We start from the raw sequence: 17,060 nt of genomic DNA on the forward strand, positions 1-17,060 counted from the left end.
CTCGAAGGCCGCATGGCTTGCCGGTCGCTACCAGAAGCCGACCCGCTGAGCTACGCTGAGAGGTATGGAACTTCACGTACTGGAACACCCGCTGATCGAACACAAGTTGACCGTACTGCGGGACAAAAACACCCCTTCCAACACCTTCCGCGAGCTGATCAGCGAATTGGTCATGCTTGAGGCCTACGAGGCCACCCGCAATCTGGACATCGAGGACCACCCCATCGAGACCCCGGTCGCTCCCATGGTGGGCAAGAAGCTCTGCTCCCCCCGCCCTATGGTGGTTCCCATCCTGCGCGCCGGACTGGGCATGCTTGACGGCATGACCCGTCTGCTGCCTACCGCTGAGGTCGGATTCCTCGGTCTCAAGCGCGACGAGAACACCCTGGACATCATCACCTACGCCAACCGCCTGCCTGAGGACCTCTCCGGCCGTCAGTGCTTCCTGCTGGATCCCATGCTGGCCACCGGCGGCACCCTGATCGCCGCCACCAAATACCTTGCCGAGCGTGGCGCCAAGGACGTGACCTCCATCAACATTCTGGCCGCTCCCGAGGGCCTGAACCGCCTCAAGGAGGAGATGGACCCCTCCATCAACCTCAAGGTGGTGGTCTGCGCAGTCGATCAGAAACTGAACGAGCACGCCTACATCGTGCCCGGCCTGGGCGATGCCGGCGACCGCCTCTATGGCGTCATCGACTGAACCAACGAATTGATGGGGCACGAATCCCATCCCTGACAAGGACCTGAATCTTGCGCGATTCGGGTCCTTTTTTCAGCGGTATCCGATGGCCCTCCCGGCGGACGCTGCGCAAGATGGACAGGCTTTCCTCCCCTACCCCGTCAGCGAGGATAGGCTGGCTATGAAATCGTCGCTATAGAAACTGCCGACTCTGCGATGCCATAGAGCTTGGCGGACCGATCCCCATGGTCTGTAATCCTCCCGACCTCTATTCTTCCAACCGTCTGTTCCTCGAACTCTATCTATCCTCACGACCTCTATCCCCCCGACCTCTGTCCTCTTGCCCCACCTCTCGCACGAGAGTGCCTAATCGCTGATCGCCACCCTGGTTCTCCCCCTGGTCTGACCCTGAAAACACCCTGAGTGGGCTATCTCCCGGTGTTGCAATAAGAACAGCAGCATTCAAGGGCGAGAAAGGAGCACACCATGGAGGGCAATTCCCTTTCCCTGGGTGGATCAATCACAGGAACCGGGGCCTCAGGACCGATGGGCGGGGGCGGCTCGCAAACCGCAGCTCGACCCAAGGCACAAACTCCCGGCCTGGCCTCCCTAGTGCGATCCTTTCTGCATGAGCATCGGTCCTCCTACACGGTCATGGTTCTGGCAGTCATGGCCGCTTCAGTCCTTACCAGCGCCTGGGCCCAGGTAGCCATTGCCGCTCGGAAGGGTGACGGGATGCCAGATACACGCGCAATGAATTCCTACGACCGCGCTATGACCCTGTCTTTACGAGACAGCGCTACACTAATATCCATAATGTACGCCTGCATATGCGGGTTCGTCTCCATCTTCCTCGTCATTACTTCTGTGGGGTTCCTGATCGAGCGCCGTCGTCGCGAATATGCCATGATGCGGCTTTCGGGCGCCTCTCCCCGCACGGTGAGACTCATCTCCCTGTTGGAATTCATGATTCCGGTAGGTTTGGCCGCCCTCATAGGCAGTTCGGCGGGATGCCTGCTGGTGCCCGCATTCGCCAAGTCTCTGATCAACTCAGGTCTTGAAGCCTTGGAAATGACCGCACATCCCCACCCTATGGGAATCATCTTCGCCTTCGCTGGGATACTCCTGGCAGGCCTCTTAGGAACCTGGTTCGCCGCCAGAAGGATTACTGCCATCTCTCCCATCGAGGCTTTGCAGGACTCAGAAAATCGGTCGGGAACCAAATCAATTGGCCCTCTTCGCCTGATAATCGCCCTGGCTGGCCTAGCTGGAGGACTGGCCATGGTCTATCACCGCTTCAATGGCATGGACATTGAAATCCAGATCCTGGCCACGACCGGCTGTCTGCTCGTCATCATCGGCGCCCTGGCCCCTGTCCTGGTTCCTGCGTGCGCCAACCTGATCGGCATCCCCTTCCAACTGGCCTTCCGAGGTGCAGGTCTCCTGGCGCGGCAAAGGGCGCGGAAGGAAAACCGGAGCTCCACCGCCGTCGCGGTGCCGATCATCCTGATGCTGGTCATCGTGACCGGAGTGATAGCCCTGGGACGGTCCAGCTGGGCGCAAGAAGCCATAAGCCGGTATAAGCCGGTCGCTGCCGAAACCATGGTCAATGCGCAGACCAATGATCCAAGAGACCTTGATCGCCAGCTTCAGTCCACTGCAGGCGTCGAATCCGCTATCACCTATAGCGAAGGATCCTGGAAGACTGCAGACAAGGAAGATATTGGTGGCAATGACGAACCTTCCGTCATGGCTATGCACGTCAACAAGGCAGGCAAGGACGTCAATACCATTAGTCCGATCTTCATCAAGGGCTCCGCTGCGGACCTGGGGCCGGGCAAGATCGCCGTCATAGCAAATGGCCGCACTCAGGAGAAAAATCCCATTGGCCGCAAGCTGACCCTGATCGACAGGTACGACAAAGGCCATACGCTGACCATCACTGCCGTAGTCGATGTGACCCCGACGGGGCAGATGGGCCAATACCTGATGACGGATGCGGACCTGTCGCAACTGGCGCCCGACAACAGTGGATCGACCACCCTGGCCAGGACCGCACCCGGAGTTCGCACAGACGATCTGATCAGTCAGCTCAATGCTTCATGGGACAGCAAGGGCATCAAGGCCTGCACCAAGAAGGAGTACATTCGTTCCGACATCCAAAGGTCACAGAAGGTGCAGCGGGCCATGCCCCAGATAGCGAACGGGGCCATCGTCCTGACGGCCATATTCCTGATCCAGGCATGCGCCATCGCAGTCAATGAGCGTCGCCAGGAGAACCGAAGAATGCAGGCTGCCGGTGTTTCACGTGGAACATTGGTCTGCTCCTCGATTTGTGAGTCAGTAATCGATTCTCTTTCGGCCATCCTGCTTTCAGCCCTGGCCATGGCGGGGGTGCTGGCCGTCATCTTCCATCAGTTGTCCGGCCAGGTGGACATGAGCGTCGTTCCTCTCCCCTACGGCTACTTCCTGATCATGGCCCTCTGGGCCATAGGCCTGGCCGCTGCGGCCTCAGGCCTGTATAGCTGGTTCAGCTCTCGGGCAGATACGACTCGAAGATAATCCCATCAAAGTCCGGACTGGCCTCCTCCTGCGCATGCTCGGAGCGGACGGTCCAGGCAATGGGCGTTCCACCTAGGAACCGATAGAGACGCATGGGCAGTGAGTGCCCGCTGTGCCACTCGCAGGCCACGAAGTCCGGCCGCCCCAGCCAGTTGAAGAGGAGGGACCCGGCCATCCAGCGCAGGGCCGAGGAGCGCGAATCCACCCGGCCATGGTAGGGGGCGACCAGTTGCCCCCTGGTGACGCCTGGGTGGTGAACCCGATACCAGGCAAGGGCCAGGACGTTGAAGGATTCAATTACATAGGGGCCCTGGTACCTGGACAGGAGGGCATCGGTCCGACGCATAAGCTCTCTATTCAAGCCCTTGTCCATCTTGATCTCGACAACCAGGGGCACCCGGCCATCCACCAGAGCGAGCACCTCGGACAGAAGAGGCACATGCTGCACCTCTGGATTATTGATGCTCCTGTCCTCACCCTCTGTTTTGGGACCGCCATCGTGGTCAGCAGAGCCCGAAAACCCTTTCCCGGACTCAAGATCCTGGGCTGGGCTTGGGCACAGGGGAATCCTCCGCAACTGATCGTAGGTCAGGTCCGCCACTGCTCGATTGACGCCAGCTACCCGCTGCAGGTCTCCATCGTGGATGACCACCACCTGTCCGTCCCGGCTGAGATGGACATCCAACTCAATCCCGTAGCCGGCCCTGCAGGCCGCCTCGAAGGCAGCCAGCGAATTTTCGGGCGCCACCACCCGACGGGGGTTGGTCGGAGCCGAGGCGTGCCTACCCAAGGGCCTGCCGGACGTAATCTTCAGACAGTCATGGATACGGTGCAGGTAGGCGGACTGTCCAGGATTGGGATTGGTCGTTTCCATCCCCGAGCCAGCATCATGCAGACCCCTGTGCGCATAGGGGTGCAAGGACAGGCCCACAGGCTTTCTCCGACCAGCAACCACTGAAAGGCCGGGGGCCAGAGCCCAACACCAGGCCCCCAAAACCCCCAATCCCAGACCCAGTGCGACCTTGCCGGCCAATCGTGCTTTGGACCCCATCATCGCCTCCAGCCATCAGCTACTCCACTACCCACGCTAGCATCGCAGGGGCCCGGACGCGCTTTGCCGGCTTGACTTCAAGCTGCTTCAAGGCCTTATCCTTGAACAAGCAGATTTGAGAGGCATGCCCCGCCTTTAACCAACTCCGTCGAGCAATCTGCCAAGAAAGAAGCACAATACCATGCAGAACGATTCATCCACCTCCGTCCCGTCCGTCAAGCTCAACAACGGCGTCCTCATGCCCATGGAAGGCTTCGGCGTCTACCAGATCGCCGACCTGGACGAGTGCCGCCGCTCGGTTCTGGATGCCTTGGAGACCGGGTACCGGGCCATCGACACGGCCCAGGCCTATGGAAACGAGCAGGCCGTCGGAGATGCCCTGGCCCAGAGCGGCCTCGACCGCGACCAGGTCTTCCTGACCACCAAGGTCTGGATCACCAACTACGGATACGACAAGACCAAGGCCTCGGTCGAGGAGTCCATGAAGAAGCTGGGCACGGACCACCTGGACCTGGTCCTCCTCCACCAGCCCTTCAACGACTACTACGCAGCCTGGCATGCCCTTGAGGACCTCTATGACCAGGGTGTCCTGCGGGCCATCGGCGTCTCGAACTTCTATGCCGACCGGTATGTGGACCTGGTCAAGTTCAACAGAATCGTCCCGGCCGTCAACCAGCTGGAGACCCACGTCTTCCACCAGCGCCCCCAGGAACGCACCTACATGGACAAGTACGGCACCCGAATCGAATCCTGGGGACCTTTCGCCGAGGGCCGCCAGGGTATGTTCACCAACCCGACCCTGACTGAGATCGGGCAGGCGCACGGCCGGACCGCAGCCCAGGTAGCCCTACGCTTCCTGGTCCAGGACGGGGTCATCGTCATCCCCAAGACCACTCACCGCGAGCGCATGCGCGAGAACCTCGACATCTGGGACTTCCGGCTCAGCGACCAGGAGATGGACCGTCTGCGGGCCATGGACACCGGCAAATCCGCCTTCATGAACCACGAGGATCCTGAAACCGTGGAGGACTTCGCCGGCTGATTCAGCATCAGACAGTGTCTATACCCATATGGGATGAACGGGCTCTCAGCCTAGGCTTCGCCGTTGCGTCGCCGACGCTTGAGGGCCCGGTGCTTGATCAGGATGTCCAGGACTATCCAGACCGAAAGAATGAAGGCCACCACGTATCCCAGCATGCTGACCACCGGGATGCCGAAGACCACCGGCTTGATGCGGGCGAAGTAGACGATTGAGGAGCCCACATAGAGGCCGACGACGATCAGGGCCATGGTCAGCCTGTTGACCATGTCGGACAGCTGCTGCAGGGGTTCCTCGGAGCCTACCAGCTGCACATTGGCGCGCAGCTGGCCACGGGTAAGCATCTTGGCCGCGGTCTGGGACTCAGCCAGGGCGCCCAAAAGCCCATGCAGGGCCAGGTCGCCCTGGATGCCCAGCTTCCGGGTCTCCTCCTTGAGGATGGATCCCGTGCCCTGGCTATAGGCGACATGATCGGTGATGATCTGCACGATGTTGGCCTCGGGCAGGAACTCGTCCAAGAGTCCTTCAAGGGTGACCAGGCACCGCGCCACCATGGTGACCGACCCCGGCACCTTGATGCCATGCCGGGCGGCCAGCTTCATAACGGCATTGACATATTCGGCGATGTCCAGATCAGCCAGATCAAGCTTGCCGAACCGCTGGACGACCGCATCCAGATCGGCCAGAAGATAGGGGTAGTCCTCGGCCCTGGCCTCTCCCGTACCGGCGAAGCGGAGCAGCCCCTGGGCCAGGGCCGGTGAATCCTCGCGGCCCACCGCAAAAATCATGTCCTTCAAAGCCGATTTGGTCACCTTATCCAGACGCCCGACCATGCCAAGGTCTATCAGCACTATGCAGCCATCGCGGATGATGATGTTGCCGGGGTGCGGATCGGCGTGGAAGAAGCCCCGGTCCATGATCTGGGTGGCATAGTTGTCGACCAGCTTGGTGCCGATCTCCTTCAGGTCATAGCCCTGGGTCACCAGCTGGGCGGGCCGTGAGAGGGATATCCCGTCGATGTACTCCATCACCACCACATGCCTGGTGCACAGTTCGGGATAGGGCTTCGGGCAGTCGATGTAAGCGTATGAGTCGCAGAAATCCTTGAATTCAGCCAGATTGGCGGCCTCCTGCTGGAAGTCGACCTCGGACTGGAAGGTCTCCCAGAGCTCCTCGACAACCCCGCGGATGTCGATCACCTGGGTGCTGCGGACGAACCGGGAGGCCCACTTGACCATGCTGCGCAGAATGTCGATGTCCTGGGCCATGGTCTCCTGAATCCCTGGGCGTTGGACCTTGACAGCCACGTCCTCACCGCTGACCAGGCGGGCCCGATGCACCTGCGCCAGGGAAGCCGACCCCAGGGGAACAGGGTCTATGGAGGAGAAGATCTGGTCGAGCGGACGGCCGTACTCGGCGGCCAGGGTGCTGGTCACCACGGAATACGGGATGGGATCCGCGTCGGCGCGCAACTTGGAGAGCTCACGGCAAAAGGCCTCCGGCAGGATCTCCGAACGCATGGAAAGAATCTGGCCCACCTTGACGAAAGTGGGCCCGAGCGCTTCGAACAATCGACGCATGGTGACCGGGGTCAGACCGTGGATGATGTCGAACCGGTTGGCGATGCGGATCATCTCGGCCAGTCGACGGGCCCTGCCACGCCTGTGCCGAATCCTTCCTGCCGCCCCCTGCCGCTCTCCCGTGCCGACCCCGAAGAGGCCGATGGTCTGCACCGGGGCATCATGTCCGTTCATGGCATCCATACTCACCACTCACCTGCGTCCTTTATCCGCATGGCCGACCAGCGGCAGGCATTCCGGCGCAGACGACCGACGCTGACAGTAATCGACCGCCTTCAGCCCTGCTGACCCGCGATGGGATCATTGGAGGTGATGGGAATGGACCCTGACCGACGATTCGGCATTGGTGCCAGGGGCTCATGGTCTGGACGGCGGGGATCAGGAGCAACATGAGTCGCAGGCCTGGGCGCGCCAGCAGCCGGGGCCGGAGCAGCTGGTGCAGGCGCGCTGTCAGCAGGAGCAGGAGGGTTCTTCCTGTTCCGCTTGAGCTCAGTATTGAGAATCTTTCCCTGCTCGACCGTCAGTTCGCCCTTCTTGACCAGGTTGTCAATGACCTCCTGGCCCTTCTCCACGCCTGTGGCCAAGGCTCCGATGCCAGCCAGAAGCACCTTGTGCAATCCGTCACCGATATGCAAATCCGACATGATATGCCTCCCAGCATTCATACGCCCTTGAAGTACCGGGCTCTTTTGACCGCCAAGAGACGAGCGGCCGTCTCTCTTTACAGTCTAGCCGGTTATCATTGACCGATCCGATTCGACACCATGGCAAGAGGGACCGCAACGCCCTGTCTCCTTGACACTGCCCCCTGACCGCTGATCAGAATCTGCGCAGGACCCGCAGACGGAACCGCAGGCTCCTCTTCATCTGGGCCTGGAGGCTGCGATACGGCTGGCCTGATCTGCCAGGGAGTCCAGCCGCTCCAGCTCGCTCCGACTCCTCTGATCCATGGCAGTCTTCATCTGGGCGAAGGTGCCCTGGCCGTACCGCCTGTCGGCTGCACCCTCGATAAGGAAATCCGTGATGGCCGGGTTCTTCGGCAGCAGCGACCCGTGCATATAGGTGCCGATGACCTTCTTCCATCGGGCCCCCTCGGTGTGGTCCTTGCCGTTGTTGCCGCGGCCATCCTCGGTCACCGTGCCCAGGGGACGGGCCCCCTCCCCCAGGTAGGTCAGGCCCGAATGGTTCTCGTAGCCGACCACCCTGCCGAAGTCCTCTGCCTGCTCCACCAGGTTGCCAATCATCCGCTCGGGCTTGGCAACGGTATGCACGTCAAGGATGCCGACCCCCTCCAGGCGCTCATGGTCGGAGGTCTCGAAATAATGGCCGAAGAGCTGATAGAGCCCGCAGATCATCAGCATGGGCACATCCTGGTCGGCCAGATCGCGCAGAAGCCCACCCCGCTCCCGCAGGTCATCGATGATCCGTTCCTGGCCATGGTCCTGGCCGCCGCCGCCCAGAATCATATCGATCCGCTCCGGCCAGGCATCGCCGGGATCGTAATAACGGACCATGGGACGGAACCCGTACAGCTCGGCCCTGCGGGTCACGCTGAGTATGTTGCCCGAATCCCCGTAGATGTTCATGTCACGGTGATAGAGGGAGATGATCCGCAGTGGCGGATGGTCTCCCACGGCCTTGGCCTTATCCCGTGTCTGCGGCATTCCTGCGCTCCTTTTGGTTCGCTCGCTCATGCGCCCACCCCGGCATCGTCCACGCTCGTGATCCTGCCGAGGGCTGACCGGAGCCGAAGCATTGAGGTGTAAGTGCAGTAGATTCGCTTGGGTCGGCCTGGGTGCACCTCAAGGAAGGCTGTCAGCGCCCGATCCAGGTCGGTCTCGATCGCCTCCGTAGGCACCTGGTCATAGGCCAGGCGCAGGGCCATGTCGTAGGCCCGGGTGCCGGAGACCATGGCCACGCCGGTATCCCTGAGCGAGGTGAAGTCCACATCCCAGAGCCAGCTCATGTCACGCCCGTCCGCATACTCATCGCGGATGGCGATCATGGTGTCCTGGCCGGCAGGGTTGAAGGAGGACAGGGCCAGTCGAAAGCCCATGGGGTTCTTGACCAGGACCAGCTCAACCGGCGCGCCCTGGTAGGTGATGACCTCCCCGCGGCCGAAGGCGGGAGTCACCTTGGACAGGGCATCCATGAGCGCTGCATCCTTGGGTTCCCTGTCCTCCAGAACAACCCTGACCAGTGCCAGGGCAGCGGCCGCATTGTAGAGGTTGTAGACGCCCTCCAGACGCAGATCGGTCTCCAGGAGCCGACCGTCCAGGCGGAAGGCGGCCCTGTGGTCCATGACCCTTTCCAGGGTAACCTCGGCTGGCAGCCGGTGACCGGGGCGGACCGGACGGGAAGCGCTGGCCGTACCGGCACCATCAGCATCCTGATCCGAGGCATGCATGTCGTCATCGGTGGGGAAATAGCTCAGCAGATCGTCTGACAGACCGAAGTAGGCCACGCCGGTCTGGGCCGGCGTCTGGGCGGCCAACCTGGCGATGCGCGGATCCTCACGGTTGAGGACCACCGTGCCCGTGGTGGCCTGGGCTACCTGACCCAGCAGCCGGGCAGTAGTATCGATTTCCCCAAACCGGTCCAGCTGGTCACGCATGACATTGAGCAGGAGGGCATAGCGGGGCTTGACCTGCCGCACAAAGTGGACCGCATAGGCCTCGTCCAACTCCAGGACGGCAATATCGGCATGCAGCCGGCCGGAGAGCCCCAGAGTGGAAACCAAGGCCGAGACCACGCCACGGGTGAAGTTGGACCCGGTCGGATTGGTGAAGACCTTGAGGCCCAGGGATTCCAGCATGGAGGCGACCATTCGGGTGGTGGTCGTCTTGCCGTTGGTCCCCGAGACCAGGACCACACCACGGGGCAGCCCCGACAGGGTCCTGGCCAGGAAGCCCGGGTCGATCCGCTCCACCACCTTGCCAGGCAGGGCCGAACCGCCGTGATGGGACAGACGCGAAACGAGGCGCACCGCCTTGCCGACCAGAAGGGCCAGGAGCGAGCGCCAAGACCGACGGGGACGACCAGGCCGATCGGCAGGCTGCGCCTTGGAAGTCTTGGACCGCATGATCAGACCCCTCCCTGCTGGTAGTCCTGGGGCATGTCCTTGAACTTGGACTTCTCGCCCAGGAAGGCCAGCTTGAAGGTGTCGGTGGGGCCGTTGCGGTGCTTGGCCAGAATGATGTCGGCCTCGCCCGGGCGGTCCTCCTTGTCGTAGAAGTCCGGTCGGTGGACCAGGAAGACCACGTCGGCGTCCTGCTCGATGGATCCCGACTCGCGCAGGTCTGAGAGCATGGGCTTTTTGTCATTGCGCATCTCGGGACCGCGGTTGAGCTGGCTCAGCGCCACCACCGGAACCTCCAGCTCCTTGGCCAGCAGCTTCAGGGCGCGCGAGAAGTCGGAGACCTCCTGCTGGCGGGATTCGACCCGCTTGCCCGAGGTCATCAGCTGCAGGTAGTCGATGACCACCAGTTTCAGGTCGTTGGTCTGCTTGAGCCGACGGCACTTGGCCCGGATTTCCATTAGGCTCATGTTGGGCGAATCGTCCAGGAAGAGCGGGGCATCCTGGAGCCTGCTCCAGAAGGTGTTCAGGGTGTTCCAGCGCTCGGGGGTGATGTCGTCTGCCCGGCGCAGGGCCACCAGGGGGATGTCGGTCTCGGCCGAGATGATGCGCTGGGCCAGCTCGGTCTTGCTCATCTCCAGGGAGAAGACCACCGTGGTCATGTTGTTGTGGAGGGCCGCGGCGCGGGCGAAGTCGATGCCCAGGGTGGACTTGCCCATGGCGGGGCGACCTGCCACCACGATCATCTGCCCGGGCTGCAGACCCTGGGTCACGTCGTCGATGCTCTTGAAGCCGGTGGGCACGCCCCGCTCCATGTCGCCGTTCTGCAGCTTGTCCAGCTGGTCCAGGGTGTCATGGACGACCGGCCCGATGGCCTCGTAATCCTGGCGGACCCTGCCCACGCTCATCTCGTAGACCTCGGCCTGGGCCAGGTTGACGATGTCCTCAGCCTGGGAGCCCTCGGCCGAGTAGCCCAGCTGGGCGATCTTGGTGCCGGCCGCAATCACATTGCGCAGGATAGCCCGCTGGTGGACGATTTCCGCATAGTAGGTGGCGTTGGCGGCTGTCGGGACCGAGGCCACCAGGGAGTGCAGATAGTCGGTGCCCCCCACCTTCTCCAGGTCGCCGGACTTGAGCAGCTCGTTGGCCACCAGGACCGCATCCACCGGCTGGGAGGCCGAGAAGAGGGTGACGATGGCCTCGTAGATGGTCTGGTGCTTGGGCTGGTAGAAGTCGGATATTTCAATCATCTGGCTGACTTCGCCGATGGCATCCTTGCTCATGAGCATGCCGCCCAGCACGGCCATCTCCGCATCGTCGTCATGCGGGGGCACCCGGTCGAAGAGCATGTCACGGCCGGTCTGGGCACGATCGGTGGGACGCTGTTCGGGATGGGTGTAGTCGGTGTAGTCATCGGAAGCCATAGCCACGATTCTACGAAGAGGACCGTCCCTGACAGCCCTAAGAGGAGGATTTCACCCAAGGCATTCACCAGGGCGCGCCGACGGCACTGGACGGGCACGGGGCCGCTCCTGCATGTGTACAGAAAAATAAGTTATCCACATTCAAGGCGTGTCCTAGAGGACATGTGTGCAACTTATCCACCTCATGGGTACAACTCTGTGCAAAACTTGGGGACAGTCTTCCGCATCACCAATCCAGCTTGCGCTCAGGGCTGTTTGGTGATACTGCACCTACCGGCAGGGCGTCCACGGACTGGCTTTCAGGGGTTGTGTCTTCAGTCCAGAGCATTAGCATGGCGTCCATGCGCAGCCACAGGGACATCCCCGAAACCAAGACCGGATCAATCACGCCGGAAGAACGGCGGGCGACCTACCGGACCATTGCTGGACTGGCCATACCCACATTCGGCCAGCTGATCGCATCCCCGCTCTTCGTCATGATCGACACCGCCATCGTGGGCCACATCAGCGACTCGGCCCTGGCCGGGCTCTCCATCGGATCCACTGTGGTGCTGACCACCGTGGGCCTGTGCATCTTTCTGGCCTACGGGACCACCTCCCAGGTGGCCAGGCTCATGGGCGCCGGCCGCCGCAGGGAGGGGATGCAGGCCGGTGTGGACGGCATGTGGCTGGCCTTCGTCATCGGCCTGGTCGTCTGCGCCCTGCTCCTGGCTTTGAGCCGGCCCATCTGCAGCCTGATGGGAGCCCGCGGACCGGTCCTGCAGGCGGCGCAGACCTATCTGAATGCCCTGGTCTTCGGCCTTCCGGCCATGCTCCTGGTCTACGCGGCCAACGGCATCTTCCGTGGATTGCAAAAGGTAAAGATCACCCTGGTAGCCGCCGTGTCGGGCGCCATCCTCAACACCGTCCTGGAGGTCCTTCTGGTCTTCGGTCTGCACATGGACATTCTGGGTTCGGGCGTGGCCACCCTGATCGCCGAGTGGGCCATGGGGCTCTTCCTGACCATTCCCGCCCTGGTTTGGGCCCGTCGGGAAGGCGCCCAGCTACGGCCCCGGCTCTCAGGTATGGCGGCCAGCATGGGCGACGGCTTCCCGCTCTTCCTGCGAACCCTGGCTCTGCGGGCCTGCCTCTTTATGACCGTGGTGGCTGCGGCACACCTGGGCGAGCAGGTGCTTGCGGCCTACCAAGGAGTCAACTCGGCCTGGAACTTCGGACTGAACATGCTGGATGCCGTGGGCATCGCCGGCCAGTCACTGGTAGCCACCGAGCTGGGCGCCGGACTGCGGTCACGGGCACGGGTCATGACCGACCTGTCGGCCAAGGCCGGCATGGCCATGGGAGTGCTGGTCGGACTGGTCATGATCGCCCTGGGCCTCTTCGCCGCCCCACTGTTCAGCCCCACGCCAGCCATCAGGTCGCTGATCACCATGGGCATGATCGTCCAGGGAGTCTTCATGCCCGTCGCCGGCTGGATGTGGGCCCTGGACGGGATCCTGATCGGGGCCGGGGACTATCGCTACCTGGCGGCCACCTGCTCTCTGACGGCTGTGATCTACCTGATCGGCCTGCTGGGCATGACGGCCCTGGCCATGAACTGGACACCCACCTGGCGGATAGCCATGCTCTGGGCCGTCCTCAATGTCCTCTTCATCGGCGTCAGGGCCATCTGCAACGGCTTGAGAACGCGCACCGATGTCTGGATGGGGACAATAAGCCAGGTCAAGGAAGCCTGAAAAGACATAGAAAAGCAGGACCCCGACCGCTCGACCATGAAATGAGCCACAGCGGCGGGATCCTGCGAAACTGGTCAGCAGGAAGACGACCATACAGACAGCAACAGGCGGCTGCCTCAGATGGCGTCTACGCCGGTCTCCCCGGTACGAACCCTGACCACCGAGTCCAGGGTCTGCACCCAGACCTTGCCGTCGCCCACGGTGTTGGTGGCGGCAGCCTGAACGATGGTGTCGACCAGCTCGTCAACCCGGCGATCCTCGGTCAGCACCTCCAGACGCACCTTGGGAACCAGGTCCACCTTGACAGTGCTGCCCCGGTAGACCTCCTTATGGCCGCCCTGCCGACCATAGCCCTGGGCTGACGAGACGGTCATGCCGTGCACCCCGACCTCGGTCAGGGCCTGCTTAATCTGATCCAGCCGCCCGGGCTGAACGATGGCGGTAATGAGTTTCATGCTGCCTTCCTTTCTGATCAGTTCAGAATGGACCCGAAGTCATAGGCGCTCTCACCCTGATCGCTCTGATCGACGCCAATGACCTCCTGATCCTTGCTGACTCGCCAACCAATGGTCTTCTCCAGCGCAAAGGCGATCACACCGGTTACTGCAGCTGCGTAGATGATCGCAATCAGCGCCACCAGGAACTGAACCAGCAGCTGCCGGAAATTGCCGCCGGCCAGGAAGCCCGTACCCGTACCGAAGAAGCCTATCAGCAGTGTGCCCAATAAACCACCCACGCCGTGGATGCCCACCACATCAAGGGAGTCGTCGTAGGCGAAACGGAACTTGAGCCCGCAGGCCAGGCAGCAGACGAAACCAGCCAGGAGGCCGATGACCATGGCCCAGAGCGGGGAAACCACGTCGGCCGCTGGAGTGATGGCCACCAGGCCGGCGACCATGCCGGATGCTGCACCCATGGCGGTGTAATGCCCGGTGCGGACCCGTTCAGTAAAGAGCCAGCCCAGGGTGGCGCCGCTGGCGGCTATGGTCGTGGAAACCCAGGCATATCCAGCCGTGCCGTTGGCGGCGAAGGCGGAACCGGCATTGAAACCGAACCAGCCGAACCAGAGCAGGAAGGCGCCCAGCATGACCATGGGCACATTGTGGGGGCGTATGGACTCCTTGGGGAAGCCGATTCGTCTGCCGATGATGAGCACAATCACCAAGGCTGCCACTGCCGCGTTGATGTGGATGACCGTACCGCCTGCGAAATCGTGCGCCTGGGCCCCGATGGCGTTGGAGATGGGTCCATCGGCAGCCAGCAGTCCGTGATTCCAGACCATGTGGGCCATGGGTGCATAATCCAAGGTGACCCAGAGGGCCACGAAGATCATCCAGGTGCTGATTCTGACTCGCTCTGCCAGGGCTCCCGAGATCAGGGCCACGCAGATCATGGCGAAGGCGGCCTGGAAGGCGATGTCCACCGTGTGCGGGTAGGCAGCGTTTGCGGAATCAAGCGAGGTGAAGACCCCATTCTTGGCTGTGACCGTGTCCTTGAGCAGGAAGCCGGTGATCGGGTCGCCGAAGACACCGCCGATGTCCTTGCCTGCAAAGGAAATCGACCATCCCCAGAGGGTCCAAATGATCCCGGTCACGGCGATGGCCAGCGTGGACATCATCATCATGTTGAGCACGGCCTTGGCTCGGACCATACCCCCATAGAAGAAAGCCACCGCTGGAGTCATCAGGAAAACCATGGATGCCGCTACCAGCATCCAGGCAGCATTTCCAGAATCCATGCCTACACCTCTCTTTTCCCCATCCGGGCGGGCAGCCCCGATAACGAGGACTTCCCTCCGGACAGCCTACGTCAGATTCTCTTCCACTTCCCGATTCATCAAACAGGAAGAGGATGACGGTCAGGTCACCGCCGCATTACCTCCGGGTGACTATTGGATGACCACCTTATGACCAACCGGCCGGCCGGACTACTCGTCTCCCAGGATGCCGTCGACAAAGGACTCCGGATCGAAAACGGCCAGATCGTCGGGCCCCTCGCCCAGCCCGACCAGCTTGACGGGCACGCCCAGCTCCCGCTGGACAGATATGACAATGCCGCCCTTGGCCGAGCCGTCCAGCTTAGTCAGGACAATGCCTGTGACCCCGATGGCCTGGGCGAAGACCTTGGCCTGGATCATCCCGTTCTGCCCGGTGGTGGCATCCAGAACCAGCAGAACCTCATCCACGGGCAGGTTCTTCTCGATCACCCGCCGGATCTTGCCCAGCTGATCCATCAGGTTGGCCTTGTTCTGCAGACGTCCGGCTGTGTCCACAATGAGAACATCTGCCTGATCATTTTTGGCTCGTCCGGCGGCTTCGAAGGCCACGGAGGCAGGGTCAGCACCGTCACGGTCGCTGCGGACCACGGGCACACCCACCTTGCCGCCCCAGGTCTCCAGCTGGTCAGCGGCGGCGGCACGGAAGGTATCGGCGGCACCCATGACCACCGATTTGCCATCGGCCACGAAGAGCCTGGCCAGCTTGCCCGCCGTGGTGGTCTTGCCCGTGCCGTTGACGCCCACCATGATGATGACCGACGGCCTGTTGGCCTGAGGACGGGCGGCCGCCAGAGTCCGATCCATATCAGGGTCGACCAGATCGATCAGGCGCTGATGAAGGCCACGACGCACTGCTGCAGGATCCTTCTGCCCTGTGATCCGAGCATCGTCACGCAATTGCTTCACCAGCTGTTCGCTGGCCTCGGCACCCACATCCGCCATGAGCAGGGTGTCTTCCACATCCTCCCAGTCGGACTCGCTCAGATGATCCTTGGTCAGAATGGCAAAGAGGGCCTTGCCGAAGGGGTTGGGGCTCTTGGCCAGCCTGGCCTTGAGCCTGGTCATACGCGATGCAGAGGCCTCCGGGTGAGCCAGCTCCTCCTGCGCCGACGATGCCGCTTGCTCGACCGCAGACGACTGACTGGACGCCCTTGAATCGACTGAGCCCGCTGAACCCGCTGAACCCGTAGAAGCGTCCGGATTGGGGGATGCGCCCGATGCAGGAGAGGCAGATTGGACACCTTGGTCAGCCGATGAAGCTGCTGGGGAGGCACCAGGTTGGCCTTCAGCTCGACCCTTTGCTGCGGCCGTCGCCGACTCCGGGGACAGAGAAGAGCGGCCATCATCAGACTCTTGCACCCTGCCTGGGCGCGTGGAATCCCCCTGGGACCGGCGCTTACGGACCGCCACCAGAATGCCGGCCACTGCCAGCACCAGGACGATCAACACCGCGATAAGAATAAGGAGCTGCTGTGTTGTCATAGATACCAGCCTAAAGGCGAAAAGGGACACGGATGGTCATCATGAGCGGTCACTTTCCGCTCGGGTGACCCTTGTCCGTCTGCGAACCGCTCTTGACCGAAGGCATGACGTCGGAGGTGATGGGTTGAGGCTCCCGCCGCTGCGGATGCGAATGCTCAGGGCTGGATGATCGCAAGGTGACGTTCCTGGGGGCTGGAGGCCCAGAGGCCGCAGAAACCGATGGCACGGCATTCCTCCGTTGCCTCGGGCTAGCCGACGATGCAGAATCAGCGCTTGGCGGCCTGGGCAGATTTATCTCGTCCGTGGAGTCGGAGGCCAGCATGCCTCGAACCTCCACCACGGAGGAGGAGTTGACATAGACCGGATAGGGATGTGCAAGGTCCTCAGCTGTTGGCGCATCCTCGCCCGAGCCGGGGGCGAACGACAGATGCCCTCCTGCAATCCTCGGCAGCTTATTCTCTCGCTCCTGCTGACGGCGGGCGGCCTTGCGCACACGCTCATTCAGAGACTGGGAAAAAGCACGGTCCTGGGACTCGCCAAGCGCCAAGCGCATGACAAATACGATGAATGCCACCACCACCAGCACCCATACCAGGACAATCATCCAGACCATACCTGCCATTCTCTCAGAAGAACCCCACAGACGCGCTAAGA

At 62.1% G+C, this 17,060-nt stretch carries 13 protein-coding genes and 1 pseudogene; 4 read left to right on the top strand and 10 right to left on the bottom strand.

The annotated features are described in order from the left end of the window. Window positions 1–64 precede the first annotated feature (64 nt). Both upp and JF70_RS07650 read left to right on the top strand, forming a co-directional pair. The gene (upp, locus tag JF70_RS07645) at window positions 65–703 is read left to right on the top strand and encodes a uracil phosphoribosyltransferase (RefSeq protein ID WP_015022561.1); all 639 of its coding nucleotides are present in this window, start codon (window positions 65–67) and stop codon (window positions 701–703) included. Window positions 704–1,168: 465 nt separating this feature from the next. Beyond that, window positions 1,169–3,244: an ABC transporter permease gene (locus tag JF70_RS07650; protein WP_045935868.1), complete on the top strand. Its 2,076-nt coding sequence runs from the start codon at window positions 1,169–1,171 to the stop codon at window positions 3,242–3,244. Here JF70_RS07650 and JF70_RS07655 read toward each other — a convergent pair. Beyond that, window positions 3,213–4,295 carry a glycerophosphodiester phosphodiesterase family protein gene (locus JF70_RS07655; RefSeq protein ID WP_082069500.1) on the bottom strand — a complete coding sequence of 361 codons (1,083 nt, stop codon included), beginning with the start codon at window positions 4,293–4,295 and terminating at the stop codon, window positions 3,213–3,215. The two genes, JF70_RS07650 and JF70_RS07655, sit on opposite strands and share 32 nt — an antisense overlap. A gap of 181 nt (window positions 4,296–4,476) precedes the next feature. Here JF70_RS07655 and JF70_RS07660 point away from each other — a divergent pair, with 181 nt between their 5' ends. Then, entirely contained in the window at window positions 4,477–5,337 is an 861-nt protein-coding gene (locus JF70_RS07660; RefSeq protein ID WP_045935870.1) for an aldo/keto reductase, read from the top strand. Window positions 5,338–5,387: 50 nt separating this feature from the next. On the opposite strand, the gene JF70_RS07665 is transcribed toward JF70_RS07660, so the two are convergent. The 5 genes and pseudogenes from JF70_RS07665 to dnaB all read right to left on the bottom strand — a co-directional run bounded on the left by JF70_RS07665 (window position 5,388) and on the right by dnaB (window position 11,339). Next, window positions 5,388–7,097 (bottom strand): ABC1 kinase family protein, encoded by a 1,710-nt coding sequence (locus JF70_RS07665; protein WP_045935871.1) that lies wholly within the window; start codon window positions 7,095–7,097, stop codon window positions 5,388–5,390. A 293-nt stretch (window positions 7,098–7,390) separates the two neighbouring features. Further along, window positions 7,391–7,558 (bottom strand): annotated as a pseudogene (locus tag JF70_RS09335) (phasin family protein); the annotation flags it as partial. Window positions 7,559–7,777: 219 nt separating this feature from the next. Continuing rightward, the gene (locus JF70_RS07675) at window positions 7,778–8,578 is read right to left on the bottom strand and encodes a type 1 glutamine amidotransferase (RefSeq protein WP_045935873.1); all 801 of its coding nucleotides are present in this window, start codon (window positions 8,576–8,578) and stop codon (window positions 7,778–7,780) included. Window positions 8,579–8,604: 26 nt separating this feature from the next. Next, entirely contained in the window at window positions 8,605–9,999 is a 1,395-nt protein-coding gene (locus JF70_RS07680; RefSeq protein ID WP_420804947.1) for a Mur ligase family protein, read from the bottom strand. Beyond that, complete coding sequence (gene dnaB / locus JF70_RS07685) at window positions 9,999–11,339, bottom strand: replicative DNA helicase (RefSeq protein ID WP_033510868.1); 1,341 nt, start codon at window positions 11,337–11,339, stop codon at window positions 9,999–10,001. Before dnaB ends, JF70_RS07680 begins: the two co-directional genes overlap by 1 nt. A gap of 416 nt (window positions 11,340–11,755) precedes the next feature. Here dnaB and JF70_RS07690 point away from each other — a divergent pair, with 416 nt between their 5' ends. Beyond that, window positions 11,756–13,147 carry an MATE family efflux transporter gene (locus tag JF70_RS07690; protein WP_231578890.1) on the top strand — a complete coding sequence of 464 codons (1,392 nt, stop codon included), beginning with the start codon at window positions 11,756–11,758 and terminating at the stop codon, window positions 13,145–13,147. Window positions 13,148–13,263: 116 nt separating this feature from the next. Here the strand turns inward: JF70_RS07690 and JF70_RS07695 are convergent, their stop codons facing one another. The 4 genes from JF70_RS07695 to JF70_RS07710 all read right to left on the bottom strand — a co-directional run bounded on the left by JF70_RS07695 (window position 13,264) and on the right by JF70_RS07710 (window position 17,019). Continuing rightward, window positions 13,264–13,602, bottom strand: coding sequence for a P-II family nitrogen regulator (locus tag JF70_RS07695; RefSeq protein ID WP_015022571.1), 339 nt, complete (start codon window positions 13,600–13,602; stop codon window positions 13,264–13,266). Window positions 13,603–13,619: 17 nt separating this feature from the next. Beyond that, window positions 13,620–14,885, bottom strand: coding sequence for an ammonium transporter (locus tag JF70_RS07700; RefSeq protein WP_045935875.1), 1,266 nt, complete (start codon window positions 14,883–14,885; stop codon window positions 13,620–13,622). Between the two features lie 189 nt (window positions 14,886–15,074). After that, on the bottom strand, window positions 15,075–16,406 hold the full coding sequence (gene ftsY, locus JF70_RS07705; protein WP_045935876.1) for a signal recognition particle-docking protein FtsY: 1,332 nt from the start codon (window positions 16,404–16,406) through the stop codon (window positions 15,075–15,077). Window positions 16,407–16,455: 49 nt separating this feature from the next. Then, window positions 16,456–17,019: a hypothetical protein gene (locus JF70_RS07710; protein ID WP_045935877.1), complete on the bottom strand. Its 564-nt coding sequence runs from the start codon at window positions 17,017–17,019 to the stop codon at window positions 16,456–16,458. Between the last annotated feature and the right edge of the window lie 41 nt (window positions 17,020–17,060).

The sequence above is a fragment of the Bifidobacterium mellis genome (assembly GCF_000967265.1).
Classification (GTDB): Bacteria; Actinomycetota; Actinomycetes; order Actinomycetales; family Bifidobacteriaceae; genus Bombiscardovia; species Bombiscardovia mellis.